Genomic DNA, 24,258 nt, shown 5'->3' with positions numbered 1-24,258 from the left:
CCGGCCTCCGGGTCAGCGGCGAACGAACGGATAGGTGACCTTGGTCAGTTGCTCGGACAGCTCCCACAGCCGCCGCGCGGTCACCTCGTCCTTGGAGGCGGCGGTGGAGGTGCTGGGCCCGGGGTAGCCGCGCATGCCGCGCAGCCCGGTCGGGCCGTAGAAGCCACCCGGCTCGACCTCCGAGGTGGCGGCGAACAGCGTTGGCAGCGCGCCCATTTCGGCGCTCTGCGCGAACAGCCGGTTGCCGATGGACATGAGCGCGTCGTACAGGGACTCGGTGTGCCCCTGCAGCTCGGTCGCGGCGTAGCCGGGATGCGCGGCCACCGAGACCTTGGTGGATCCGGCGGCGGTCAGGCGGCGCTGCAGTTCCCGCGCGAACATGAGATTGGCCAGCTTGGACTGCCCGTAGGCGGCCCAGCGCTGATAGGAGCGCCCCTCCCAGTTGAGATCCTCGAGATCGATGCGGCCGATGGCGTGCATGCCGCTCGAGAGCGTGACCACCCGGTCGCGAATCTTGTCCAGCAGCAGCCCGGTCAGCGCGAAATGACCGAGATGGTTTGTGCCGATCTGCATTTCGAAGCCGTCGGCGGTGCGCTTGAGCGGCACCGCCATCACGCCCGCATTGTTGATCAGCACGTCGGCGCCGTCGACGGAGTCGGCGAATTCGTGGATCGAGGTCAGGTCGGCCAGATCCAGCCGGCGCACCTGGGCATTGGGGCCGATCTCGTCGGCGACGGCCCGCGCCTTGACCTCATTTCGGCACGCCATGATCACGCGCGCCCCGGCGCCGGCGAGCGCACGCGCGGTGACGGCGCCCAGCCCGCTGTTGGCGCCGGTCACGATGATCGTCCGGCCCGCCTGATCGGGGATGTCGGAGATGTCCCAACCACTCACGGGGTCGAGTCTAGGGGCGCGGCGGCGTGCTCGTCTGATGTCGGCGCGAACCGCTCCGGGATTCGGAATTTGCCGACGCCTCCCGAGGGTTCTCCGGCGCGCCGTGTCCGCCTCGCGTTCTAACACGGTGACCTGCTCGAGCGGTAGCGTCCGCGACCATGGCACGCTGCTACGCGCGGGTTTGCCGGGCGTTCTGGTGCCGATCTGGAAACAGGGTTCCCGCCGGAATGTCCCGGTGGTCTGGTGGATTGTGGCCCTTGGTCTGCGCCGGATTTGGTGCGCGCCGGATTGCCGAAGCACCACATCACCAGCGGCCTCGGCCCGAGTCCGGCATGGTGACCGCCGCGAACACCGTCACCACCGTCACCGAGCACGGCGGTGACAGAGTCGTGGGAGGGGATCGGGCATTTCAGGACAGGGCGAGGACCTCGTCGTCGGACATGGCGGCCACCTCCAGGTAGAGGCGGGCCACTTCGTCCAGCCGGCCGGCCGCGCCGGCGCGCTCCTCACGATCCAGCAGGCGGCGGGCCAGTCCCGCGACCGTGCGGGCCGCGAAGAAGTCGGCGACCACGGTGTCCGGGGAATCCAGCCAATCCCGCACGCGCGCGACGACCGCGGTCGCCAGCACCGAATCGCCGCCGAGGGCGAAGAAGTCGTCGGTCACCCCGACCCGCTCGCGGCCCAGCACCGTGGCGACGATATCGGCCACCGCGCGCTCGGTATCGGTTCGGGGAGCGATGAATTCGCCGTCCCGTTCACCCGCGGTCAGCAGGGTCGCGATGGCCTTGCGGTCCGGCTTGCCGTTCGCGGTGAAGGGCAGCTCGCCCAGGAGCTCGACCCTGGACGGAATCATGTAGGCGGGCAGCAGGTCCGCGGCCGACGCCAGCAGGGCCGGGCCCTCGAGGGCGACGCCGTCGCCCGCCACCACGACCGCCGCGAGTTTCGGTGCGGACGCGCCGATCACCGCCGCGATGGCGTGCCGCACGCCCGGCAGGGCGCGCAGGGCGCTCTCCACCTCGCCGAGTTCCACGCGATACCCGCGGATCTTGACCCGATGGTCGGCGCGGCCCAGGAACTCCAGGCAGCCGTCCGGCAGGTACCGCGCGAGATCGCCGGTGCGATACCAGTTCAGGCCCTCGTGGGTGACGAACCGGTCGGTGGTGCGCGCGGCGTCGCCGCGGTATCCGGCGGCCACGCCCGCGCCGCCGATCCACAGCTCGCCGGTGACCCAGTCCGGGCAGTCCTGCCCCGACGGCCCGACCACACGGCAGCGCACATTACGGAGCGGAGTGCCGTACGGGACGGCCGACCACTCCTGCGGCACTCCGGCATTCACCACTTCACAGATGGTGGAGTGGATGGCCGCCTCGGTGGCCCCGCCCAGTCCGGCGAACCGGCAGTCCGGGGCCACCGCGGCGAGCCGTCCGGGCAGCGCCACGTCCACCCGGTCGCCGCCGAGAACGACCATGCGCAAACTATGCACAGGTTTCCCGGCCGCCGCCTCCAGCAGCATGTCCAGCAGGCTGGGGACACAGTTGACCACCGAAACCCGGTGGCGCCGAATCATTTCGGCCCACCGGCCCGGCTCGCCGCGCTGTCCCTCATCCAGCGCGACGACCGCACCCCCGGCACTCAGCAGGCCGAAGATGTCGTAGACGGACAGGTCGAACTCCAACGCCGACAGGGCGAGCGCCCGATCGTCAGCGCCGATCCCGAACCGCTCGTTGAGGTCGTCGATGGTGTTCATCGCCGCCCGATGCGGCACCTCCACGCCCTTCGGCTGGCCCGTCGACCCCGACGTGAACAGCACATACGCGATGGCCTCCGGATCCGGAATCACCGCCTCGGCCAACGGTGCCGGATACCGTCGCGCCTCGTTCAGCGCCAGCGTCGGCACCCCGGTGACCTCCGCCCCGGCCGACACCGCCGCCACCACGGCACCGATCCGCACGATCTCGTCCCGGCGCGCCGCGGGCTGATCGAACCCGATCGGCACATACACGCCGCCGGCCGCCAGCACACCCGCGGTAGCCAGGATCTGATCGGGCCCCTTCGGTAACTGCACAGCGACCGCATCTCCGGGCCGCACCCCCGCCGCACGCAACGCGCCCGCCACCGCGAGCGCCTGCCCGGCCAGCTCGCCATAGGTCAGCACCCGTGCCCCGGATACGTCCGCGCGGTCGTCGTCCCAGATGACCGCGGACGCACCCGGATTCGCAGCGGCGAACTCGAACAGCCCACTGTGCAGCGCCCGCCCGCTCACCGGACCATCGGTGCCGTTCACCCGAGCGCGAACCACCGCCTGCTCCACCGGAATTCGCACCGCCGCCTCGGCATCCCACCCCGCGTCGCGGACATCCGCCCGGACCGAATCGCCGCCCTGCGGCGCGGCATGGCGTGCTGCGGCTGTCGGATCGCCTGGTGCGGCGACCGGCGTGGTCGTCGGCCCGGCCGCCGCACCGGGCGATGGGTCGCTGACCGCCTCGGCCTCCGCCCCCACGCCGCACGGGAATTCGGCGGTGTCGCCGGTGCCCGCCAGACGCAGGACGGCGTCGATGTAGCGGGTGAACATGGTATCGACCATGGCGGGCGGGAAGGCGTCGGCGCGGACGTCCCAGTTCAACAGGAGGCCGCCGCGGACCTCGGTGACCTGGGCATCGAGCAGCACCTGCGGGCCCTGGGAGATGATCCAGACCGGGTCGCCGAAGGTGGCGGTGACCTGGTCGGCGAACAGTTCGCCGAGATTGATGGCGCTGGTGTAGACGATGGGGGCCAGCACCGGTTCGCCGCGCAGACGGCCCAGGTCGCGCAGCACCTCGAGGCCCGGGTAGCCGGAATGCGCTCCGGCGGCATGCAATTCGCGTTGCAGGGCGCGGGCCCGGTCGGTGACGGTGGCCGGCTCGGTTACATCGACCTCCAGCAACACCGAGGAGGTGAAGTCACCCACCACCCCGTCCACCTGCGGATGCACCGGTTCCCGATGGAACAGCGGCAAATTCAGCAGGAACCGCCGCTGCGCCGACCACCCGCCGATGGTCTCGGCGAACACCGACGCCAACGCCATCGCGGGGGTGATCCCCCGCGCGTGCGCCGCGGCGAACATGCGTGCCTTGGCCTCCGGCGACAGCCAGCGATGCAGCCGCACCGTCCGCGCGGCCCGCTCTCCCGCACCCGATGCCGGGCCGGGAGCCGGCGGTACACCGGCCTCGGCGGCCGCGCTGGTGCTCACGTGCACGGCAGTCTCGGGCGCCGTACCGGAGCTGGTTTGCACCGCCACCTCGGGGCTCGGGTGTGCGCCCGATGTCGTTCCGCGGCTGGGTTGCACGACGGGAGCCGAGGCGCGCGGAAGTTCCGGTGCGCCCGGCAGTTCCGGCAACCGCCGCTGCCACCACTCGCGATCGGCGGTGTGTTCCGGTGCGGGACCGGCATGTTCGGCCAGGTACTGCCGGAATGTGTAGTGCTGCGGCGGCAATTGCTCGCCGTGATAGAGCCGCGCCAGGTCGGCCACCAGGATCCGGTAGCTCATGGCGTCGGCCGCGAGCATGTCCACATCCAGGTGCAGCCGGGTGCGCCCGTCCGGCAGCAGGGTCAGTGCGATATCGACGACCTGACCGTCTTCCACCGCCATGAGTTGATGAGTCCGGCGCTCCCGCAACGCCTCCAGCGTCCGCTCCACCGATTCGGCGGCCGCCGCGCGAAGGTCGGTGACACTCCAGACGTCCCGCCCCGGTCGCTCCAGCGTCTGCTGGGTCCCGTCGGGCAGGAACCGCGTCCGCAACATCGGATGCCGCCGCACCAGCCTCTCAACCGCCACCGCCAGCTTCTCTGGATCGACACCGGCCCCGTCGAATTCGACATAGAGATGAGCCGCTACCGCCCCGAGCTCCTGCCCCTCGCCCCGCCCGACCCAGTACGCGTGCTGCATCGGTGCCAGCCCGAACGGACTCCCGTCATCCGCCCAGGCGACCGCCTCCTCGCTATCCGTTCTCGCAGCTCCGGTCGCAGTGCCCGCGGCCACAACCTGATTCGCGCCGGCCGGTACCGCATCGCGGGTCGCGCCGAGCACCACCGCGTCGCCGATCACATCGCGCGCGGCCGAGCGGCCACTCGGTACGCGCTCCGGGCTCGATACACCCGAATCATCCTGGGCGGCGGCCGGATTCACCGTCGGTGCGGCACCGTCGCCTGCGGGGGTATTCGATCCCGCCCCGCCGAGGAGGCGGTGCCAGGCGGCGACGGTGGGTTCGGCGGCGAGTTGGGCGAAGTTGACGGACAGGCCGCGTTTGCGCCAGGAACCCGCGAGTTTCATGGTGCGGATGGAGTCGAGGCCGAGCTCGATGAGGTCGGCGTGGTCGGGGATGGTGGCGGGGTCGAGGCCGAGGTGGCCGGCGATGGCGGTGCGGATCTCGTCCCGGGCGATGCTCGCCACTGACCCCTGGGGTGACTCCATTTCCGCTGGTACTCCTTGTTCGAGGGAGGGGATGGCCGCTGCCGATCCGGAATTCGGATGTCCTTCGACAGCAGAGTAACCCATTGAGATAGGGTTGCCTAACCTATGCAAGGTCACCCTTACTAGTCGGAGGTCAGAGCTGTGACATCGAGTGCATCCGCCGAGACAACGACCGCCTTCGCGGGGACATCGACCGCATCGACCGCCACGGACCATCGCGACGGCTTCGTCCCGTTTCCCGACGACCTGGCCGAGCAGTACCGGCAGGCCGGATATTGGGCGGGCCGGCCGCTGGGCGAACTCCTGCGCGACGCGGCCCGGCAGTGGCCCGATCGACCGGCGCTGCTGGGCGACGCCGAGACCTCCTACGCGGCGCTCGATCTAGCGGCCGACCGGATGGCGCACGGACTCCTCGCCCTGGGCATCCGGCCGGGCGATCGAGTCGTGCTGCAGCTGCCCAATGTCCCCGAGTTCGTTCCGGTGCTGTTCGGCCTGCTGCGCGCCGGGATCATCCCCGTGCTCACCCTGCCCGCCCACCGGCGCGCCGAGATCGAGCATCTGACAAGGCTTTCCGGCGCGGTCGCCTATGTGACGGCGGACCGGCTCGCCGACTTCGACTACCGCACCCTCGCCGCCGAGGTGAGCACGCAGGTCCCGGCCCTGCGGCACGTCCTGGTGCTCGGCGACCCCGGCCCGTTCACCGACCTGAATTCGATTCCCGCCGACGGCGATTCGCTACCCGAGGTCGACGCCTCCGATATCGCGCTCATGCTGGTCTCCGGCGGCACCACCGGCCAGCCCAAGCTCATTGCCCGCACTCACGACGACTACGCCTACAACGCGCAGGCCAGCGCCGAGGTCTGCGAGCTCGGCCCGGACGACGTCTATCTCGCGACCCTCCCGGTCGCCCACAACTTCCCGCTGGCCTGCCCCGGCGTGCTGGGCACGGTGGGCACCGGCGGCGCCATGGCGTTCGTGACCGATCCCAGCCCGGAGAGTGCCTTCGCCGCCATCGAACGCCACCGTGTGACCGTCACCGCCGTGGTGCCGCCGCTGGCCCAGCTGTGGTGCGCGGCCGCGGAGTGGGAGGACGCCGACATTTCCTCGCTGCGCCTGCTCCAGGTCGGCGGCGCGAAGCTGGCCGAGGTGAACGCCCGCGATGTCGTTCCCGCCCTGGGCGTGCGACTGCAACAGGTGTTCGGCATGGCGGAGGGCCTGCTCAACTACACCCGCGCCGGGGACTCCGACGAACTGGTCTGCGCCACCCAGGGCCGCCCCCTCTCCCCCGCCGACGAGGTCCGGGTGGTGGACGAGCAGGGCGACGACGTCGCCGACGGCGAGGAGGGCGAACTGCTCACCCGCGGCCCCTACACCCTGCGCGGCTACTACCGCGCCCCCGAACACAATTCGCGCGCCTTCACCCCGGACGGCTACTACCGCAGCGGCGATCTCGTGCGCCGCCTGCCCAGCGGCCACCTGATAGTGTCGGGCCGCATCAAGGACGTCATCAATCGCGGCGGCGAGAACATCTCCTGTGACGAGCTCGAGGAACACCTGCTCTCCTATCCGGGCGTCCGGCACGCGGCCGCCGTGGGCCTGCCCGATCCGGCGCTCGGCGAGAAGGTCTGCGTGGTCCTGGTGACCGCGGGCGAGCTGCCGTCGCCGGCCGCCATCAAGGCCTTCCTGACCGAGCGCGGCCTGGCCGCCTACAAGCTCCCGGATGTGTTGCGGCAGGCCGACGTCCTGCCCGTCACCGCGGTCGGCAAGATCGACAAGAAGGCCCTCGCCGCGCGCTACTGAGCCACACGCCCTAGGGTTCAGCCATGGGCGGGTGGAACACATCGGACATTCCTGACCAGACCGGCCGGATCGTGATCGTCACCGGCGCCACCAGCGGTCTGGGCGAGGCCACCGCGCGCGCCCTGGCCACCGCCGGCGCCCAGGTGATCATGGCCTGCCGCAACGAGATCAAGGCGCAGGCCGTGGCCCGGACCATGCCGGGGAGCGTGCAGATCCGCCAGCTCGACCTGGCCGACCTGGCCTCGGTACGCGCCTTCGCCGCGGGTGTCGAGCGCGCCGATGTCCTCATCAACAACGCCGGGGTGATGGCGGTGCCGAAACAGCGCACCGCCGACGGCTTCGAATTGCAGATCGGCACCAACTATCTGGGCCACTTCGCCCTGACCGGCCTACTGCTGGACCGGATTTCGGAGCGGGTGGTGAACACCTCCAGCATCACCCACTTCATCGGCCGCATCGATCTGGAGGACCTGAACTGGGAGCGGCGCACCTACTCCCGTTTCGGCGCGTACGCGCAGTCCAAGTTGGCGCTGCTGCTGTTCACCTATGAACTGCAGCGACGGCTGACGCTCACCGGCTCACCCACACTGTCGGTGGCCGCGCACCCGGGCTATGCCGCCACCGAGATCAGCTCGGAGACCCAGAACCTGCTGGAGCAGATCGTCGGCCTCGGCAATCGACTGGTGGCGCAGAGCGCCGAGATGGGCGCTCTCCCAACGCTGTACGCCGCCACCGCCGAGGTCGAACCGGGCGGCTACTACGGGCCGGACCGGTTCAACTGGCGCGGTCACCCGGCCCGGGTCGGCTCCAATGCCGCCTCCCACGACGAGAAGACCGCCGGGCAGCTCTGGGAGCTGTCCGAGCGGTTGACCGGGGTCGAGTTCGGCGTCTGACGCTCAGGCGCGCACCACGTACGGCGCGATACTGCCGAGTTTCTCGCAGGTCTCCTCGAATTCGCGTTCGGGCCGGGACTGCCCGACCACGCCCGCGCCCGCGCGCAGCCACGCGCCCGCGCCGGTCTGATAGACCGCGCGCAGCACCAGCGTCGCCTCCAGCGCACCGTCGGGCGAAACCGTCACCACCGCACCGGAATACAGGCCGCGCGGATCGCGGTCGAGGCGGAACACCGCATCGACGCCCGCGGCCTTGGGAATCCCGGAGGCGGTGACCGACGGGAACAGCATCTCCAGCGCGTCCCACGGGCTGCGGTCGGCCGCCAGCCGCCCGCGCACCGTGGAGGCCAGGTGCTGCACGCTGCCGCGCTCCCGCACGGCCATGAAGTCCGAGACCGCGGTGGTGGCCGGCTCCGCCACGGCCGCGATCTCGGCGAACGAGGTCTGCACCGAAATGGCGTGCTCGACAATCTCCTTCGGATCCCGCACCAGGTCGGCGCGGGCGGCCAGATCGACCTCGTCGCCACGCCCGAAGGCCCGGGTCCCGGCCAGCGGCTCGGTGGTGACCACCCGATCCTCGTCCACGGCCGCGACGAGTTCCGGGCTGAAGCCCGCGGCCTCCAGTCCGCCCAGGCGCAGCAGGAACGAGCGCGCCGGGGTGTTGTGTACGCGGCCCAGCCGGTAGGTGGCCGGAATGTTCACCGCGAAGGGCAGTTCCACCTTCCGCGACAGAATCACCTTCTGGTACCTGCCGTCCCGGATCTCGGCGATGCCGGTGGCCACCCGGTCCCGGTAGCCCGTGGGATCCACGGTGACGTCGACGGGGTGCGCGACCGGCAGCCTCGTGTCCTGCGCGGCCGCGATCAGCGCGTGGATGTCGCCGGTTTCGGACGGCGTCGCACCCGACACCCGCACCCCGGCGGCGTCGATGCGCACCTCGATGCGCGGAATCATCAGGTGCGCCAGTGTCGCTCGCGGATGCACGTGCGTGGTCGCGCCCAGCGACCAGGCGCAGAACTCGAATCCGATCCACCCGAACGCATTCCGGCCGCCCAGCGGCAATGCGGCCAGCGCGCCGTCGACGGCCTGCGCCGGATTCCCCGTCCACGGCCCGGCGGTGGTGCGCCCGTCCCAGCTCACCCGCAGTTCGTTCGCGTCCAGCTCGACGCCGCCCAGCGGGTCGGCCGCGAACACCCATTCGCCGGGCCGCTCGTACACCACGTATTCGCCGAAGCGATCCGCCGCCGCCAGCGCGGTGACCGCCGCGACCGGATCGGTGACGTGTTCGCCCCACCGCTGCTCCCCCTCGAGCCGTACCCGTTCGCCAGCGACCGACACCAGACCTCCAAGGTTATGCTTACCTAACTTGATGAGCGAGGTTAGCATTACCTTTCCCAGAGCGGGGAGGGGTCGATCGCGACCTGCGTCACGACGCCCCGCGCCGCCGCGAAACCCACGCCCCGACCGGGGAATTGCCCGACCTACCGCCCGACGCCGCGCGTTTGGGCTTCAATGGATCGCAGCGGCTCATGCGGAGGTAACCAGAATGCTCGATCATGACAGCCGGCTCCCCGAAGCCGCGCTCACCGCTCCGCAGTCCGTGGTCGCCCTGGTCGACGCCGCCTCCCCGGTGGAGCGCGCCCTCGTCGGACACTGGCTGGCCGAGGGCGGCATCACCCAGGAATTCGGCACCGCCGCCCCCGTCACCCAGCTCGACCTCGACCCCGCGGCCGTCACCGCCCGGCTGGTCGGGCGCAGCGACGACCCGCTGGTGGTGCCGGTCCGGGTGCTGTGGCTGCCGCCGGAGCGAGACGGCGTGCGCCGCACCACCTTCAGCGACCTGCTCACCCTCACCAACCCCCGCAAACCCAACCGGCTCATGCAGCGGCGGCTGCTCAGCAAGGCCCCCGACCGGCACCTGGTGCTGACCGGGCAACCCGCCCGGCTCAGCGAGCTGCGCGCCAACAATCCCGGATCCGCCGGTGCGCCCGACGCTTTCGGGCGGGCCATCGTGCGCGCCGGCATCGTCGCCCTGGAACGCGCCGAACGCGCCGTCATCGGCGACCGGTACAAGGTGCCGCGGCTGGTGGTCGAGGAGATCCTGGACTCGCCCGAATTCCTGCGGCGGCTCGACGCCATCGCAGAGGAGTCCGGCGTGCCCGCGCGCGAGGTGTATCGGCGGGCCGAGAAGGGCCTGCGCGAACTCGTCGCGGCGCAGAGCCGGCTGGTGTCGGACCTGTTCACCCAGGCCATGCGGCCCGTGCACGCCTCCACCTGGAAGGTCGACGCCGACGAGTCCGGGCTGGACCGGCTGCGCTCGCTCAACCGGCGCTACCCGCTGGTCTTCCTGCCCTCGCACCGGTCCTACGTGGACGCCTTCGTGCTCGGGGACATCCTGGCGCGCAACGACTTTCCGCCCAACCACGTGGTCGGCGGGGCCAACCTCAAGTTCTGGCCGATCGGGCCCATCGCGCGGCGTACCGGAACCGTGTTCATCCGCCGCAGTTTCGGCGACGACGAGGTGTACAAGGCGGTCGTCGAGGAGTACTTCGCCTACCTGCTCAGCAAGCGCTTCAACCTGGAGTGGTACTTCGAGGGCGGGCGCACCCGCACCGGCAAACTCCGGCCGCCCCGCTACGGGCTGCTGAATTACCTTGCGGCCGCGCTGCGTTCGAAACGCATCGACGACGTCATGCTGGTGCCGGTATCCATCACCTACGAGCGGCTCAACGAGATCGGGGCCATCGCCAGCGAACAGACCGGCGGCCGCAAACAACCCGAGGGCCTGACCTGGCTGGCCCGCTACGTGCGCAACCAGCAGCACTCGGCCGGGCGCGTGTACGTGCGCTTCGGGACCCCGCTCTCGGCCCGCGACCGGCTGGCCGTGAACGGCGATCCGCTGACGGTCTACCCGAATGCGGCGCCCGAGCGGACTCTCGAACTCGAGCACCTGGCCGTGCAGCGGCTGGCCTTCGAGGTCGCCGTCGGCATCAACGACGTCACCCCGATCACCGTCAACGCCCTCACCACCCTGGTGCTGCTGGGCGTGCACGAGCGCGCCCTCACCCGCGGCGAACTACGCACCGCCATCGCGCCCGTCCTCGGCTACATCCAGCGCCGGAACCTGCCCAGCGGCGAACTCGACGCGCTGCGTGACGATCACGGGCTGGCCGTGGTGCTCGAACAGCTGACCGTCGCCACCGTGGTCACCGTGTACCGCGGCGGGCTGGAACCGGTATACGCCATCAATGCCGGGGCACACCTGGAGGCCGCGTTCTATCGCAACAGCGCCGTGCACTGGTTCGTCAACCGCGCCATCCTCGAACTGGCCATCCTCACCGCCGTCGAGGCGCCCGAGGGCGATCAGCTCCGGGTCGGCTGGGAGGCCGCCTTCCGGCTGCGCGACCTGCTCAAGTTCGAGTTCTTCTTCCCGGAGCGGGCCGAATTCACCAGCCAGCTCACCGCGGAAATGCTGCTGGTGGACCCCGACTGGCATCAGCGCACCGCCGCGGGCACCGTCGGCTCCGACATCCTGGCCCGGCTGGCCGAATCCGGGTTCATGATGGCGCACCGGGTGCTGCGATCGTTCTTCGACGCGCAACTGGTGGTGGCCGAACGGCTGGCCGCCCGCGACCCGGTCGCCGAGATCGACAAGAAGGCCCTGGTCGACGAATGCCTGCAGGTCGGCAAACAGATGCTGCTGCAACAGCGGCTGCACAGCCCCGAATCGGTGTCCTCCGAATTGTTCGGCAGCGCGGTCAAACTCGCCGACAACCACGGCCTGCTCACCCCGTCCGACGATCCCGCCGATCTGGCCGCCCGCCGCAGCCGCTTCGCCGCGGAACTGCGCGCCATCGGCCAGCGCCTCTCCCTGGCCGCCACCCTCGACCCCTCCAACCGCCTGGAAGCGCTATGACGCACCGGGTCCGGGTAATCGGCGCGGGCCGGCCCGCACCGCCGCTCCGGCCCGGCGTCGGCGTCACCCAGCGCCCGGTCGGCGCACAGGATCTCGGCGCGGCCCTCGAAGCCGTGCGCACCGGACCGCAAGGACCGCGCGCCGCAGCGATTTTCGACTTCGGCGGCACCGTCGTGCACGGATTCAACCCGCCGCCGCTGCCCCGGCGACTGCTGCGGCGCAGCAGCACCCAGGGCGCGCTCACCGCCACCCTGCTCGGCAGTATTCGCGGGGCGCGCAGTGAGGGCGAGTACGAGCGCTTCCTGCAATCGGTGATGTACGGCTGGGCCGGGACAGCCGAGGACGAGCTGGCTCGACTCGGGCGACAGGCGTTCGCGCGCAACGTGTACGGGCACATCTACCCGGAGGCCTGGCGGCTGGTGCGCGAGCACGAGGCGGCCGGGCACACGCTGGTGCTGATCAGCTCGGTCACCTGCTACCAGGTGCGGCCGGTGGCCGAGGAACTCGGCGTCCCGCACGTCCTGTGTACCGCCATGGCCGTGCAGGACGGCGTGCTCACCGGGCACGTGGAGGGAAAGCCGCTGTGGCGCAACGGCAAAGCCGACGCCGTGCGCCGCTTCGCCATCACCCACGACATCGACCTCACCCAGAGCTGGGCCTACGCCGACAGCGCCGCCGACCTGCCGCTGCTGCAGACCGCCGGGCACCCGGTCGCGGTGAACCCGGATCCGCGCGTCGTGCTGGAGGCGGCCGAAAAGGATTGGCCGGTGCTGCACTTCCGGCCCCGGCAAGCGCCCAGAGCCACCGACTACGCCCGCACCCTGGCCGGATTCACCGGCCTGCTGGGCGGGGCCCTGTTCGGCGTGGCCGCCAAGGCGCACACGAAACAGCGCCGCCAGATGGCGGATTCGATGATGACCTACGCCGCGGACACCACCCTGCGCGGCACCGGTGTGAAGGTCCGGGTGGTGGGCGCCGAGAACGCCCGCACCCCACGCCCGGCCGTGTTCATCTTCAACCACCAGAGCCAGTTCGACATCGTGGTGCTGGCCGAGGTGCTGGGCACCGGATTCACCGGCATCGCCAAGCGGGAGATCACCAAGAACCCGATCTTCGGTCCCCTCATGCGCTTCGTCGAGGTGACCTTCATCGACCGCGCCGACACCGCGGCCGCCAAGGCCGCGCTGGGACCCGTCGTCGACACCCTGCGCGGCGGACTGTCGGTTGTGATCGCGCCCGAGGGAACCCGATCCCTGACCCCGCGCATCGGGCCGTTCAAGAAGGGCGCGTTCCATATTGCCCGGCAGGCAGGGGTGCCGGTGATTCCGGTGGTGATCCGGAACGCGGGCGAAATCGCGTGGCGCAATTCGGCCGTGGTACGCAAAGGCGTCGTGGACGTGGCCGTCCTACCGCCGATCGATGTCAGCGGCTGGGATCCGGCCCGGATGGACGCCGAGGTGGAACAGGTCCGGCAGCTGTTCGTGGACACGCTGCTCCACTGGCCCGAAAGTGAGCCCGGCAGTTAGTCAGACAGCGCGACCGAAGAGCAGCTTCCACGGCATGGCCGCGGACTCCAGCTGCACCTTCAGGCTCATCTTGGACGCGCCCTTGGTGCGCTCCTCGAAACGGATCGGCACCTCGGCGATCGAAATGCCCTTCTTGACCGTCCGGTAGTTCATCTCGACCTGGAACGAATAGCCGTTGGACTTGATCGACGCGACGTCGATGGCGCGCAGCGTGTCCGCCTTCCACGCCTTGAAACCGGCGGTCGCGTCCTTCACGCCCAGGCGCAGAATCATATTCACGTAGAAGTTGGCCCAGGCCGACAGCGCCTTGCGGTACCACTTCCACTCCGCCGCGGTGGAACCCCCGGGAACATAACGGGATCCGAGCACCACGCCGGCATCGGTGGACTCCAGCTTGTCCAGCATGGCCGGGATGACCTCGGCCGGGTGCGACAGGTCGGCGTCCATCTGAATGACCACGTCGGCGCCCTCGTCCAGCGCCTTGGTGATGCCGGCGATGTAGGCCCGGCCCAGACCGTCCTTCTCGGTGCGGTGCAGCACGCTCACCACGTTCGGCAGGTCGGCGGCCAGCTTGTCGGCCACCTCACCCGTGCCGTCGGGCGAATTGTCGTCCACCACCAGCACATGCAGGTCGGCCACCGGTAGCGCGGTCAGCCGCTCCACCGCGACCGGCAGGTTCTCCCGCTCGTTGTAGGTCGGCACCACCACCGTGACCTTCAAGGTTTACCCTCCCGCTTGGTCGTTTTCTGGCTACGAAACCGTACCTGGTCAACCTGAGTGCCTCGTGAGCGCACCGAGCAGCGCGTCACCCCCGTCACTCCGGCGTCAGTCGTCCTCTTGGTCCGCGCGCCGATTTCGTTCCCGCACAATATCCAACGCCCGCTCCGCTGTCGCCTTATCCGGATAAGGCCCGATCCGATCGCCGACCCAGCAAGTCTTCCCCTGCTCCGCCTTCTGATGGGAGATGCAGTAATACCACTGATTGTCCTCAGCCATGAGGTCCAGCATTCCACCAAGATCAGACCCACAGGCCGAAAAACACGCGGATAACCCCGGAACGCCGAAAGACCCCGTCCGAGGGACGGGGTCTTCCAGATCTGGTGGCCAAGGCCGGGATCGAACCGGCGACCTTCCGCTTTTCAGGCGGACGCTCGTACCAACTGAGCTACCTGGCCGTGGGCACCCGATTCGAATGCCACGCTGTACTAACTTCTTGCCATGCAAGGAGTCTTGCGACCCTGACGGGACTCGAACCCGCGACCTCCGCCGTGACAGGGCGGCGCGCTAACCAACTGCGCCACAGGGCCTTGCTCTTGCTCCGACAACGATGTTGCCATCGTTGTACCCCCTACGGGATTCGAACCCGCGCTACCGCCTTGAAAGGGCGGCGTCCTAGGCCGCTAGACGAAGGGGGCCCGCCGGATCTCTCCGGACCGTTTGCTCAACGGCTTCCGTTGGGAGCGGAGATAGCTTATGACAGGCTCCGCGTGATTCCCAAATCAGCTGGTCAGAGTCCCAAGTTGAGATCTTCGAGCCGGGCGGACACCCGCCAGCCGGTGCGACGGAACTCCTCGCTCCACTCCGGTGTCGCGGTGGCGTCCACTATCACCTCGAGCGCCTCGGCGAACCGGGCCCGCAGATCCACCGGTCCCGCCAGCACATCGGAGATATAGCGCTGGCCCGCCAGCGCCGCCGCCAAGGTGCGGGTGAACCGGTCCGGATCCGAATCCGGGCGGAGCTGTTTGTGCTCGGCCGCTTTCACCGCGAGCTGCCGGATGGCGCGCCCGAGGATGCGGCCGCCGCCGGCCTGGATGTCGCGGTAGAACTCCGGCTCGATGATGAGCCGGAACTCGGCCTGGATGATGATGTCGTTCTCCAGCCGCAGCGCGATCTCGTCGATCATGCCGTGCAGCACGTCCAGTGGCCCGAGATCAGTTCGAGCGAGCCACCTTTCGGTCGATGCCCGATAGCGGTCGACCGCCGCCTCCAGCACCGCGCGAGCCAGGTCCTCCTTGGAGTCGAAGTGAAAGTACATGGCCCCCTTGGTCGCCCGGGAACCTTCCAATATGCGGTTGAGCGAAGCAGCGGCATAGCCGCTCTTCCCGAACTCAACGGCGGCGGACCTGATGATCGCCGCGCGTGTCCGGCGGGCCCGCTCTTGTTGCCGTGCCATGCTCGAAACGCCTCCGAAGCTAGCTAACCGTCGCCGACCGCCGCGCGGCCTCGACGCAAAGTTACGTGTCTTTCAAATACTTCAAAACGGGCTTCGCCCGGAATTACCAAACTCTTGGTACGAAAAAGCGCGAAAAACTTGAAACACACCAACTGGTATAGTTTTTCCCGCCCGGGTGCACCGCAGGGGGTGCGCACCCGGGCGTTCACGTCGTCCAGGTCCGCCTCCCCGCAGCTTCATCGTAATGGCGCCGCGATCGGCCAGACCGGTCGCGACACGTTCGGGCACATCAACGATAAGCCGAATCCCGTGCCGCCGGGGCAATCCCGGTTCCTCGGGAATTCACCAGTCGGTCACCGTACCCGGAAAGCGCACCCAGCGTGAGGTGTACCGGAAAGTCAGTTAGCCAGCACACCCCCTATCGAAAACCGCAATTCCCCAGCAATCGTAAGGATGATTGGTTCGAATCGACGAATTCGCCCATATCCCACCGATGTTCGGCCGACCGATCGCCGCCGCGCGCGCTGTCCACATCGACACCGCAGTGCCACCGAGCCGCCGCCCCACGCCCGCGCCGGCTCCGACCGGTTTCCACCCCCAGCACCAAATAGCTTGCCACACATCACCATTGGATGATATTCACACTTCTGCGCAGCGAAACAAACTGAGTGGCAAGGCGATTGCCGGACCCCTCGGCACCGGCAATCAGCGCCCGCTTACCGGGCTGCCCGGAACCCATCGGGCAGTGGACACGGCGAGACCACACCGCCACCCCACCCCGCCCACACTCCGCGCCGACCCCTGCCCACCCCGGGGTCCACCTTCTCGCGGTGCCGCACCGACCGGTCCGCACCCTCACAGCGCCACATCGTCCCCCCAACCGACCTCCGCGACTCCCCGAGCCCCGCCGATCGGCACGGCCCGTCACTCGATCGGCACGGCCCGTCACCCAACGGCACACCGCGTCGTCCCCCCGCGAACGCCACCGCCCTCCGCGGTTCCCCGTTGCGCGCCCGCGCCGCACCGCCCGGACCTCGACGGCACATCGTGACCTGCGCAAATACCGTCCGCCAGAGCACAATCGGATACTCGTTTAACACTTGCGGGGTCGGCGCACTAAACTGACGTCCCGCACGCCCCTATAGCTCAGTTGGTAGAGCTACGGACTTTTAATCCGCAGGTCCCAGGTTCGAGCCCTGGTGGGGGCACACCCACGCGGGGGCCCGGAGTCATACTTCCGGGCCCCTCGCCACATCCGCGAATCCGTAGCAATCTGTCCGGACTTCACCTACCGTGACCGGAGCAGAGCTTTTCCCGGGAACCATCACCACAGGCGGAGTTCATGACTTCCTTCGATGACCTGCTCTCCAATGTCCCGGTCGCCCAGATCGCCGAGAAGCTCGGCGTCGACGAGGCGACCGCGAAGACGGCGATCGATGCGGCCGTCCCCGTCCTACTCGGCGGCTTCCAGACACAGGTCGGCAACCCCGAGGTCGGACTGAACCTGGAGAGCGAAGTCGCCGGCCAGCCACACGGCCTGCTCGACGGCGGTGTCGACATGAGTCAGGTGGACGTCTCCAACGGCAACCAGATCGTCGATCAGACCTTCGGCGCCGAGAAGAACACGGTGATCAGCGCTCTCGGCAATGTCGGCGGTAACAACATCAGCCAGGACCTGATGGGCAACCTGCTCCCCATGCTCGCGCCGATCGTGCTGGCCTACCTCGGCAAGAAGGCCCTGAGTGGAGGCGGCGGCGCGGCCGGGCAGCCCGGCGGCGGGATCGGTGATCTGCTCGGCAGTCTGCTCGGCGGCGCCACCGGTGGAAACAGCGGCGGCGGTCCGGGCGACATTCCGGGCAGGGCGGTCGGCCAGAACGCGGGCAGTGTGCTCGGCAACGTACTGGGCGGGCTACTGGGTAAGAAGTAATCGGGCATCTCGCGCGGATGCGCGGCTAACGAACTACGGCCCACGGCGATACACCCGTCGCTGTGGGCCGCCTGTCATATGACATCTCTCACCTACGCCGCAATGGCGCACATGTGAGTTTCACATCACCCTACGGTCACGTAAGGTATGGGCGCGGCGGCAGGCCGGCGAGGGTACGACAGCACGACGCACGACACGAAGGGCACACGTATGGCAAAGGATCTGACTCAACTCGAGCTGCTGACGGAGTTGGAGCCGGTTGCCGAGGAGAACGTCAATCGCCACCTCTCCCTGGCCAAGGAATGGCACCCGCACGACTACGTGCCGTGGGACGAAGGCCGCAACTTCGCCGCCATGGGTGGTGTCGACTGGGATCCGGAACAGTCGAAACTGAGCGAGGTCGCCAAGGCGGCCATGGTCACCAACCTGCTCACCGAGGACAATCTGCCCTCCTACCACCGCGAGATCGCCGAGAACTTCTCCCAGGACGGCGCCTGGGGCACCTGGGTCGGCCGCTGGACCGCCGAGGAGAACCGGCACGGCATCGTCATGCGCGACTACCTGGTCGTGACCCGCGGCGTCGATCCGGTCGCCCTCGAGCAGGCCCGCATGATCCACATGACCAACGGGTTCGCCTCGCCCACCGAGGAGCTCGAGCAGCTGTCGAACAATGCCGGATTCCTCTATTCGGTCGCGTACGTGACCTTCCAGGAACTGGCCACCCGCGTCTCGCACCGCAACACCGGCCGCGTCTGCGACGACCCGATCGCCGATCGCATGCTGCAGCGCATCGCCGCCGACGAGAACCTCCACATGATCTTCTACCGCAACATGTGCGGTGCGGCCCTCGACCTGTCGCCCGACCAGACCCTCGAGGCCATCACCCTCATCCTGGAGAACTTCCAGATGCCCGGCGCCGGCATGCCCAACTTCCGCCGCAATGGCGTGCTGATGGCCAAGCACGGCATCTACGACCTGCGCCAGCACCTCGAAGAGGTGGTGAACCCGGTGCTCAAGAAGTGGCGGATCTTCGAGCGCGACGACTTCACCGCGCGCGGTGAGGAGACCCGGGAGCGCCTGGGCACCTTCCTCGAGAAGCTCAGCAAGGACGTCGTGAAGTTCGAGGAGCAGCGCGACCGCATGCTGGCCCGCGAGGCCGCCAAGCGCGAGAAGGAGCTGGCCGCCACCGGCAGCTAGCCGGCTGCGGGCTTTCCCGGCCTCTCGAGCGAATAGCAACGGCCCCTCCGGATTTCGATCCGGAGGGGCCGTTTTCGCGCCCTGCGCGCGACTCACAGCAAGCTCACCGGGATTTCCCGGCCGGTTCGGGCCCGCGGGCCCGATCATGACTGCATGAGCCTCGACACCCGGGTCCGCACCGCGAATGTGGTGCTGCTGCACGGGCAACCGGGCGATCGCTCCGACTGGGACGCGGTGACCGCCCGGCTGCCCGGATCGCTCACCGCGCTGGCCCTCGACCGCCCCGGATACGGCGACAATCCGGAACCGGCGGGATCCATCGAAGACAATGCCCGCTGGCTGCTCGACCGGCTGGACCACGAGGGCATCGACAGTGCCGTCCTGGCCGGGCATTCGTACGGCGGGGCGGTCGCGCTGGCGGCCGCGGCACTGGCGCCGCACCGGGTGCGTGGACTGGTGCTGGTCTCCAGCGTGGGACCGGGCTGCCTGACCGCCTGGGACGAGCTGCTCGCCGCACCGTTCGCCGGCACCGCACTGGCGTTGACCGCGTGGTCGGTGCTGCCGTGGCTGGCACGCAAGGGCCTCGACCACAGCCCGGCAGGGACCGCCGCCGGGACCGCGCTCGCGCTGCTCGCCGGCGTGCATCACCGGCACGGTCCGGTATGGCGCAGTTTCCTGACCGAACAGCGGGAAATGTTCGACACGCTGGACCGGTGGACCGCGCGGCTCGCGGACATCCGCGTGCCGGCCTTGATCATCGCCGACCCGGCCGATAGGGTCGTGCCGATCTCCACCTCCCACGCACTGTGCGAGCAGTTGCCTTGTGCCCGAATCGATCTGATCAGCGGGGGTGGCCACCATCTGCCACGACGGCTGCCCGGCGCCGTGGCCGCCCGGATAGGCGACTTTGTCGACTCGTTGGACTGAACCGATGCGCGGCACCCTGCTGGCCGTACGAGAACGCGCGCTCACCCAGTTCCGCACCGAGCGCCGCCATCCCGCCCCCAGCCCGATCGATCCCGGACGGCCGCTGTGGCGGCAGGTCGCGGGCGAGGTGCGCTGGTCGTTCACCCCGCCCGCGCTGTGGCTGGAGGGCGTCGGCGCGAATGTGGTGCTGTCGGGGCTCTTTCTGCTGATCTCGCCGCTCACCCTGCACAAGCACGGCTGGGTGGTGCTGGTCGGCGTCTACTTCGCGACCTTCGTGCTCGCCGACGTCACCACCACGAATGTGCTCGGCGTGGATGCCGACCGGACCCGGCTGAGCCTGGCCGCCGGGGTACCGGTGCAGCGCATCCTGGTGGTCAAGAACCTCGCGCTGCTGATCATCGTGGGACTGCCGACGCTGCTGGCCACGGCCGTGCTCACCGCGAAGACCAGCGCGCACCCAATGCGGCGCGCCGGGGTTTCGGTCGCCGATGTGGCGCTGCCGATCCTGGCCTGGCTCGGGGTGGGCAATATCGTGTCGGCGCTGCTCGCGGTCCCGCCACGCGCGCTCGGGCAGCGCTGGGCCGCGCGCCGGGACTGGCGCAGCACGCTGCCCTGGCTTACCCACCTGGTCCTGCCGTACGGGCTCTACTATTTCGTCGCGCCGATCGACGGCGAGCAGCGCGCCATCCTCGGCTACCACCTGGGCCGCTCGATGCCGGGCGATCTGCGCGGTGCGATCCACCTGGGGGTCGGGCTCGCGGTCTGGCTTGTCGGCACGGTGCTCGCGGTCGCCGTGGTGCGCCGCCGCGGCTTGCGAATGTGGTGACCGCTGTGACCGGGGGCACTGCGGGCGGTACGCGGCTCTGGCCGCGAGCGCGCGGATGAGAGACTGGACGATGTGACTGTCTCGCTCGAAGCCCCCAAGACCGAGCTGCGGATCGGGCCCTACCCGCTCGATCCGCCGGTCGTGCTGGCCCCGATGGCGGGCATCACCAATGTCGCCTTCCGCACCCTGTGCCGCGAATTCGGCAGCGCCACTTCGCTGTACGTGTGCGAGATGATCACCGCGCGGGCCATCGTGGAGCGCAACGAGAAGACGCTGAACATGATGGCCTTCGGGCCGGACGAGTCGCCGCGGTCCATGCAGCTCTACGGCGTCGACCCCAAGACCCTGGGCGAGGCGGTGCGGATCGTCGTCGGCGAGGGCTGGGCCGACCACATCGACATGAACCTGGGCTGCCCGGTGCGCAAGGTCACCCGCCTCGGCGGCGGGTCGGCGCTGCCCTACAAGCGGCGGCTGTTCCGGGAGATCGTGCGCGAAATGGTCGCGGCCGCAGGCGATGTGCCGGTCACCTTCAAGTTCCGCATCGGCATCGACGACGAACACCACACCTACCTGGACACCGGCCGCATCGCCGAAGCCGAAGGCGCCGCAGCGGTTTCGCTGCACGCCCGCACGGCCGCGCAGCTGTACTCCGGGCAGGCGGACTGGTCCGCCATCGCCCGGCTCAAGGAGACCGTGACCGGCATTCCGGTGCTGGGCAACGGCGATATCTTCACCGCCGATGACGCCCTGCGCATGATGGCCGAGACCGGCTGCGACGGTGTGGTCGTGGGCCGCGGCTGCCTCGGCCGGCCCTGGCTGTTCGCGGAGCTGAGCGCCGCCCTGCGCGGCGAGCCGATTCCGGAGGGCCCCACCCTCGGCAAGGTCGGCGAGATCCTCCACCGGCACGCCGCGCTGCTCGTCGAGCACGACGGCGAGGACAAGGCCATGCGCGATATCCGCAAGCACATGGCCTGGTACCTGATGGGTTTCCCGGTGGGCTCGGCACTGCGCCGGCAGTTCGCCACGGTGACCAGCCTGGCGCAGATCGCGGATCTGGTCGGGCAGCTGGAGCCGGACGTGCCGTTCCCGGCCGATGCGCTCGGCCCGCGCGGACGCCAGGGTTCCCCACAGACCAAGGTGGCCCTCCCCGACGGCTGGCTCGACGATCCCGAGGACGCGACCGTGCCCACCGCGGCCGACGTCATGCACAGCGGCGGCTGAGTCATTCACGGCGGCAGCTGATCGCTCCCGTTCCGAGCTCGATCCGATCACCACCCGGCGCAGCTGCCGGGCGATGCGACGACGCCCTGGCACACTTTGCGAAGCGTGCCCACCCGGGCGTGCCGCATACCCCGACAGCACGAAAAACCGGCCCCACCTGCGGTGGACATACGTTCGAGTGGTTTGCCGTGGCGAAATCGTTATCATGGCCCTCGGCATCAAGAGCGAAGTGAGGTTCGTTGGTGGGTGACGATCGGTACGGGCGTACGCCACGGCCCCGAGGTCGCGCCCCCTGGGAGCGCTACCCCGCGGACGAGGACGATCCGGCGCGCACCGACCACCGCTCCCGGTACACCGACGACGCCGAACCCACTGCCGCAGCACCTATTTCGGTCCAGGACCTGGTCGACCGCGTGGACAGCGAACGCCAGACCCGGCGACGCCGCCGGGACGAACCGGAGACTCCGAAAGAACCCGCGGCCGAGACGAGCCGCGAAATCCCCGGGCCGAACGGCTCGGCACCCGTGCCGCCGCAACCGGCAGCCCCGCAGACTCCCGTGCCCGCCACCGGATCACAGCCGGCGGCCTCGACCGGCGCGCAGCCCGCGGCCAACACCGGGTCACAGCGCGCTGTGCGCGATACCAGCCACCTACGCCGGGTCGCGAACGCACCCGGCAATCGCGGCGCGCGCCCGGCCGACCCGACCGCGGAACCGGTCACCGTGGAACTACCCCCGGTCACCGACACCGTGCCGCCCCCGCCGGCCGCCCCGACCGCGACCGCTCGCACCCGGGCGCTGATCGCGCGAAAGGTCAAGTCGCCCGCCGACTATCCGACCACCGCGCTCCCGGCGGCCGTGGGACCCGCACCGGCCAAATGGGTTTCGAGCACGCGCCGCCGCCGCAACCGGCGGCTGCAGCTGGCCGGCCGCGCCACGCTCGCCGTCGTCGCCGTCATCGCGCTCATCGTGACCGGCAGCGGCTGGAGCTACCTGCGCGCCAAAGACAATAATTTCCAGCAGGTTTCCGCACTCGACGACAACTCACCCGACGTCGTCGACGCCGACGGGCAGACCGGCGACGAGAACTTCCTCATCGTCGGCACCGACACCCGCGCGGGCGCCAACGGCGCCCTCGGCGCGGGCACCGTGGACGACGCCGAGGGCGCGCGCTCCGACACCGTCATGCTGGTCAACATCCCCGCCAGCCGGGCCCGCGTGGTCGCCGTATCCTTCCCCCGCGACCTGGACGTCACCCGCCCGGTCTGCGAGGGCTGGGACAACGACAAGGCCGCCTACACCAGCGAGAAGTTCCCCGCGGCCGACGGCGACAAGCTCAACGCCACCTACGCCCTCGGCGGACCCAAGTGCCTGACCAAGGTGATCACCAAACTGTCCGGCCTGAAGATCAACCACTTCGTCGGCATCGACTTCTCGGGCTTCGAATCCATGGTCGACGTGGTCGGGGGCGTCGAGGTGTGCACCACCAAGCCGCTGGTCGACGAGATCCTCGGCACCGTGCTCACCACGCCCGGCAAGCAGGTCGTGAACGGCTCCACCGCACTGGACTACGTGCGCGCCCGGCACGTGTACGGCGAGGAGCGCAGCGACTACGACCGCATCAACCGGCAGCAGCGGTTCCTGTCCTCACTGCTGCGCAGTGCGCTGTCGAGCAAGGTGCTCTTCGATCCGGGCAAGCTCAACGGCTTCATCGATGCCTTCGCCAAGCACTCGTTCATGGACAACGTCACCACCAAAGACCTTCTGACACTTGGCCGTTCGATGCAGAAGATGCAGGCCGGGGCCATCACCTTCCTGACCGTCCCCACCGCGGGCACCACCTCCTACGGCAACGAGATCCCGCGCGAATCGGATATCAAGGCCATCTTCCGTGCCATCATCGACGACCAGCCGCTGCCCGGCGAGAAGCAGACCGACACCCCGCCCAGCACCAGTGCCGCGCCCGTGGCCAAGCCCCATGCGGCGGCCGTGGATCCGAGCACCGTCTCGGTGCAGGTGTCCAACGGCTCCGGCCAGGTGGGCATCGCGGGCACCACGGCGACCAAGCTGGCCGCACAGGGCTTCCAGATCTACAGCACCGGCAACTATGCCGACGGCACCTCGCCCAAGACCAAGGTCCGCTACTCCAGCGGCCACGAGGCCGAGGCCGGGACGGTGGCCAGCGCCATTCCGGGTGCCATCCTGGAACCGGCGAGCGGGCTGGGCAGCATTGTCGAAGTGGTCGCCGGTTCCGATTTCACCGGCACCGTGAAGTCGCCCACCGCCTTCGGCCAGCCGCTGCCCGACACACCGAGCGACTCGGGTGGGCCCAGTGCGGCTCCGGTCACACTTCCGTCCGATCTCGAGCACGTCAACGCCGCCGACGACCTGTGCAAGTGACCGCGCGTCCCGCTGGCCGGAACTGCGGCATCGGCGCTGGAACCGACCGGCACCGACGGTTAACCCGCAGTTGGTGACTTGGTCAGCGGTGCGCACTAATGTCTTGAGT

Annotated in this window: 15 protein-coding genes and 4 tRNA genes; 11 read left to right on the top strand and 8 right to left on the bottom strand. The window is 69.4% G+C overall.

Features of this window, described 5'->3' with window-relative positions:
• Window positions 1-12: 12 nt before the first annotated feature.
• Window positions 13-894 (bottom strand): oxidoreductase, encoded by an 882-nt coding sequence (locus tag ABZ909_RS14605; RefSeq protein WP_356998967.1) that lies wholly within the window; start codon window positions 892-894, stop codon window positions 13-15.
• A gap of 409 nt (window positions 895-1,303) precedes the next feature.
• Window positions 1,304-5,344 (bottom strand): amino acid adenylation domain-containing protein, encoded by a 4,041-nt coding sequence (locus tag ABZ909_RS14600; RefSeq protein ID WP_356998964.1) that lies wholly within the window; start codon window positions 5,342-5,344, stop codon window positions 1,304-1,306.
• A gap of 141 nt (window positions 5,345-5,485) precedes the next feature.
• Here ABZ909_RS14600 and ABZ909_RS14595 point away from each other — a divergent pair, with 141 nt between their 5' ends.
• Both ABZ909_RS14595 and ABZ909_RS14590 read left to right on the top strand, forming a co-directional pair.
• Window positions 5,486-7,144, top strand: coding sequence for an AMP-binding protein (locus tag ABZ909_RS14595; protein WP_356998962.1), 1,659 nt, complete (start codon window positions 5,486-5,488; stop codon window positions 7,142-7,144).
• A 23-nt stretch (window positions 7,145-7,167) separates the two neighbouring features.
• The gene (locus tag ABZ909_RS14590; RefSeq protein WP_356998960.1) at window positions 7,168-8,037 is read left to right on the top strand and encodes an oxidoreductase; all 870 of its coding nucleotides are present in this window, start codon (window positions 7,168-7,170) and stop codon (window positions 8,035-8,037) included.
• Between the two features lie 3 nt (window positions 8,038-8,040).
• Here the strand turns inward: ABZ909_RS14590 and ABZ909_RS14585 are convergent, their stop codons facing one another.
• On the bottom strand, window positions 8,041-9,375 hold the full coding sequence (locus tag ABZ909_RS14585; RefSeq protein ID WP_356998958.1) for a salicylate synthase: 1,335 nt from the start codon (window positions 9,373-9,375) through the stop codon (window positions 8,041-8,043).
• A 208-nt stretch (window positions 9,376-9,583) separates the two neighbouring features.
• On the opposite strand from ABZ909_RS14585, the gene ABZ909_RS14580 reads away from it, so the two are divergent.
• Both ABZ909_RS14580 and ABZ909_RS14575 read left to right on the top strand, forming a co-directional pair.
• A complete protein-coding gene (locus ABZ909_RS14580; protein WP_356998956.1) occupies window positions 9,584-11,953 on the top strand; it encodes a glycerol-3-phosphate 1-O-acyltransferase in 2,370 nt (789 codons plus the stop codon).
• The gene (locus tag ABZ909_RS14575; RefSeq protein ID WP_356998953.1) at window positions 11,950-13,479 is read left to right on the top strand and encodes an HAD-IB family hydrolase; all 1,530 of its coding nucleotides are present in this window, start codon (window positions 11,950-11,952) and stop codon (window positions 13,477-13,479) included. Before ABZ909_RS14580 ends, ABZ909_RS14575 begins: the two co-directional genes overlap by 4 nt.
• Here ABZ909_RS14575 and ABZ909_RS14570 read toward each other — a convergent pair whose 3' ends face one another.
• The 5 genes from ABZ909_RS14570 to ABZ909_RS14550 form a co-directional block, all read right to left on the bottom strand.
• Window positions 13,480-14,181 (bottom strand): polyprenol monophosphomannose synthase, encoded by a 702-nt coding sequence (locus tag ABZ909_RS14570; protein ID WP_040855099.1) that lies wholly within the window; start codon window positions 14,179-14,181, stop codon window positions 13,480-13,482.
• Window positions 14,182-14,577: 396 nt separating this feature from the next.
• Window positions 14,578-14,654: transfer RNA gene (locus ABZ909_RS14565), tRNA-Phe, on the bottom strand.
• A gap of 58 nt (window positions 14,655-14,712) precedes the next feature.
• Window positions 14,713-14,786 (bottom strand) — tRNA-Asp (locus ABZ909_RS14560).
• Between the two features lie 35 nt (window positions 14,787-14,821).
• A tRNA-Glu gene (locus ABZ909_RS14555) sits at window positions 14,822-14,894 on the bottom strand.
• 92 nt (window positions 14,895-14,986) lie between these two features.
• The gene (locus ABZ909_RS14550; protein ID WP_356998950.1) at window positions 14,987-15,652 is read right to left on the bottom strand and encodes a TetR/AcrR family transcriptional regulator; all 666 of its coding nucleotides are present in this window, start codon (window positions 15,650-15,652) and stop codon (window positions 14,987-14,989) included.
• Window positions 15,653-16,787: 1,135 nt separating this feature from the next.
• Between ABZ909_RS14550 and ABZ909_RS14545 the strand changes: the two genes are divergently transcribed.
• From ABZ909_RS14545 to ABZ909_RS14515, 7 genes are all read left to right on the top strand, one after another.
• Window positions 16,788-16,860: transfer RNA gene (locus ABZ909_RS14545), tRNA-Lys, on the top strand.
• A 134-nt stretch (window positions 16,861-16,994) separates the two neighbouring features.
• Entirely contained in the window at window positions 16,995-17,579 is a 585-nt protein-coding gene (locus ABZ909_RS14540) for a DUF937 domain-containing protein (RefSeq protein ID WP_356998947.1), read from the top strand.
• Between the two features lie 210 nt (window positions 17,580-17,789).
• Window positions 17,790-18,776, top strand: a complete 987-nt coding sequence (locus tag ABZ909_RS14535; protein ID WP_356998944.1) for an acyl-ACP desaturase — start codon at window positions 17,790-17,792, stop codon at window positions 18,774-18,776.
• 153 nt (window positions 18,777-18,929) lie between these two features.
• On the top strand, window positions 18,930-19,703 hold the full coding sequence (locus ABZ909_RS14530; RefSeq protein ID WP_356998942.1) for an alpha/beta hydrolase: 774 nt from the start codon (window positions 18,930-18,932) through the stop codon (window positions 19,701-19,703).
• A 4-nt stretch (window positions 19,704-19,707) separates the two neighbouring features.
• The gene (locus tag ABZ909_RS14525; protein ID WP_356998939.1) at window positions 19,708-20,529 is read left to right on the top strand and encodes a hypothetical protein; all 822 of its coding nucleotides are present in this window, start codon (window positions 19,708-19,710) and stop codon (window positions 20,527-20,529) included.
• A gap of 72 nt (window positions 20,530-20,601) precedes the next feature.
• Window positions 20,602-21,750 (top strand): tRNA dihydrouridine synthase DusB, encoded by a 1,149-nt coding sequence (gene dusB / locus ABZ909_RS14520; protein ID WP_356998936.1) that lies wholly within the window; start codon window positions 20,602-20,604, stop codon window positions 21,748-21,750.
• A gap of 242 nt (window positions 21,751-21,992) precedes the next feature.
• Complete coding sequence (locus ABZ909_RS14515; protein ID WP_356998933.1) at window positions 21,993-24,149, top strand: LCP family protein; 2,157 nt, start codon at window positions 21,993-21,995, stop codon at window positions 24,147-24,149.
• Window positions 24,150-24,258 lie beyond the last annotated feature (109 nt).

It is taken from the genome of Nocardia sp. NPDC046763 (assembly GCF_040645495.1).
In the GTDB taxonomy this organism is placed as follows: Bacteria; Actinomycetota; Actinomycetes; order Mycobacteriales; family Mycobacteriaceae; genus Nocardia.
The sequence above is the reverse complement of the archived record's forward strand: the minus strand, read 5'-3'. Positions and strand labels throughout refer to the sequence as shown.